The sequence below is a fragment of the Gemmata sp. genome, assembly GCF_051859125.1.
GTDB lineage: Bacteria > Planctomycetota > Planctomycetia > Gemmatales > Gemmataceae > Gemmata.
Genome location: NZ_JBHYGG010000225.1, coordinates 1 through 2,429, shown reverse-complemented (window position 1 = coordinate 2,429; position 2,429 = coordinate 1). Strand labels below are relative to the sequence as shown.

Annotated in this window: 2 protein-coding genes; one reads left to right on the top strand and one right to left on the bottom strand. The window is 72.9% G+C overall.

The features are described from left to right. Positions 1-123 precede the first annotated feature (123 nt). Positions 124-990, top strand: a complete 867-nt coding sequence (locus tag ACTIGN_RS18630) for an ABC transporter permease (protein ID WP_439626538.1) — start codon at positions 124-126, stop codon at positions 988-990. Between the two features lie 125 nt (positions 991-1,115). On the opposite strand, the gene ACTIGN_RS18625 is transcribed toward ACTIGN_RS18630, so the two are convergent. Continuing rightward, positions 1,116-2,279 (bottom strand): baeRF3 domain-containing protein, encoded by a 1,164-nt coding sequence (locus ACTIGN_RS18625; protein ID WP_439626536.1) that lies wholly within the window; start codon positions 2,277-2,279, stop codon positions 1,116-1,118. Positions 2,280-2,429: the final 150 nt, after the last annotated feature.

The following is a 2,429-nucleotide window of genomic DNA, read 5'->3' as shown; positions in this document are numbered from 1 at the left end:
CCTCGCCCCGTTCCGACGGGGAGAGGTCGCCGCGCTTCGCGGCGGGTGAGGGGCACCACGCTCGCGGACCATCGGGGACGCGAACGCCACCAACGCACTCGCCCCGCCGCGTATCATGCCCCCATGCGCGAACACCTCCGCACCCTGCGCCTGGCCACGTGGCTCGGCTGGCAGCTCGAAACGAACTGGGCCAGCCCGTGGCTGTTCGCCCTGTACATGCTCGTCAAGCCGGTGTGCGGGTCGCTCATGCTCGTGTGCATGTTCTACGCCGCCCGGAGCGCCGCCGGGGCGCGCGTGCCGGTCGAGTTCCTGCCGTACCTGTACGTCTCCAACGCGTGCTACGGGCTCGTCGGCCACGTCATGTTCGGCCTCAGCTACGCCGTCGTCCGGGACCGCGAGCACTACCGGATGCTGAAGTACGTGTACATCAGCCCGGCCCACTTCCAGACGTACTTCCTCGGCCGCGGCGCGGCCCGCGGGCTCGAAGCGGTCGTCGGCGGGGTGCTCAACGTCGGCGTCGGCCTGTTCCTGTTCTCCGAGCTGCGGAACACCGTCACCGTGGACCCGGGCTGGCTGCTCGTGTACCTCGCAATCGGGTGCGCGATGCTGTGGGCGTGCGGGATGCTGCTCGCCGGCGCGTGCCTGAACATGTCGCGGAACGGGATGTTCCTGAGCGAAGGGGTGGCGGGGGTCGTGTACCTCGCGAGCGGCGTCGTGTTCCCGCTCTCGGCGCTGCCCGCGTGGGTGCAGTCGATCTCGCTGAGCCTGCCGACAACGTACTGGCTGGAGGGGATGCGGCGGGCGCTGATGGGCACGGGCGCGTTGCCCGCGCAGCTCCGCGGCCCGCTCGCCGACTGGACCAACGGCGAACTCGCCGCGATGCTCGCCGCCACGACCGCGGTGCTCGTCGCGCTCGCGCAACTCTTCTGGCGGTGGAGCGAGCGCCGCGCCTGGCGGAACGGGAAGCTCGAAGAGAACGCGGGGGTGTGAACCCGAGCCGGGTGGTCCCGGGCCGGTGGGGGAGTCGGTTGTGATCGGTAGGGCCGGCTGTGCCGGCCGCGCCTCAAGAGGCCGGCACAGCCGGCCCTACGACCCCGACACCCGCCCGGCCCCGATCAGTACCGGAAGATGGCCGCGAGGCCGGTGTCGGTGGGCATGTTCGCCGACGGCGTCACGATCACCCGGGCCTTGGTCTTCAGCGCCATCTCGGCCAGGTCGTCGAGCATGTCGCCGGCCGCGGTGTCGCCGCCGGCCTGCGGGCGGAGCGACCCGGTCGCCATGTCGATCGCCCCGGGGTGCGTCCGGTCGGCGTCCACCAGCAGCACGCCCACCCGCCCCTCGACCGCGGCCAGTGCGGCCTGGGCCAGGTCTTCGGTCCCGCGGCCGTGCGCCCGGGCCGCGCCGAAGTCCTCGCGGACCTTCGCCTGGGCCTCCAGGTAGTGCGTCTGGAACACCGCCCACGCCGCGTCGCGGATCTCCGGGAGGGTCCACTTCGTCCAGTCGCCGGACACCCCCTCGGCCGTCACGAACCGGTTCTTCGTCAGCCGCCGGAACGTGCTCAGGTTGTCGTCGATGCCCACCAGAATGAGCGGCAGCCCGGACGGCTCCGACACCCGGTGGACCACCTCCCGGTCGACCTCGCGGAAGAACCGCTCGACCTCCGGGGCCCGGAGGACGCGGGCGGCGTGGGCCTTGCCGATGAGCTTGCCGTGCGAGTCCTCGCCGCCCACGCGGGCGTTGGGCCGGGTCGTCGACTCCGGCTGCGCGGTGTGGACCCCCTCGACCGGCTCGACTGTTTCCTCGCCGAGCGACTCGTTGAACGTCAGTGGCACCTCCGGGACGTGCAGCGGGTGCAGCTCGTACCGGTTCCCCTCGAACAGCCCGACCCGCTCGCGGGACACGCACAGGACGTGGAACGGGTCGGCCGACTGGACGTACCGCAGGAGCGGCTTGACGTGGAACGAGTCGCCCACCTCGACCCGCTCGGGCACGGCCCGGGGCAGGGCGAAGGTGTCGAACCGGGCGGGCGACGCGAGCACGACCACGCCGCCGGTCGCCGCGGCCCACAGGTCGCGGTCGGCGGACAGCCCGCGGAGCCGGTCGACGAGGTCCCGGCCGGCCGGCCCGGGGTGGTCCCGCGCCAGCGCGGCGTCGGCGAGGTCGACGAGCTGCCGGTACCGGGCCTCGTGCTGCCCCGTGGCGGGGAGGTAGACGGAGACGCACGGGGTCTCGGCCGCGGCGAGGATGGAGAGGACGTATGGCGTGGTCGGGGTGCGCATGGGAGGGGCCTCCGGGTGAGTGGACCGACCCGAAAGGTGCAACCCCGGTGCCCACGGCCTGTCGGGAAATGCCGCGGCCCGGGCCCCGGCCCCCGCCCCGGGCCGCGAACTGCTCGGTCGAAATCCTGTCGAGATCTGCAGAAGTGGTGG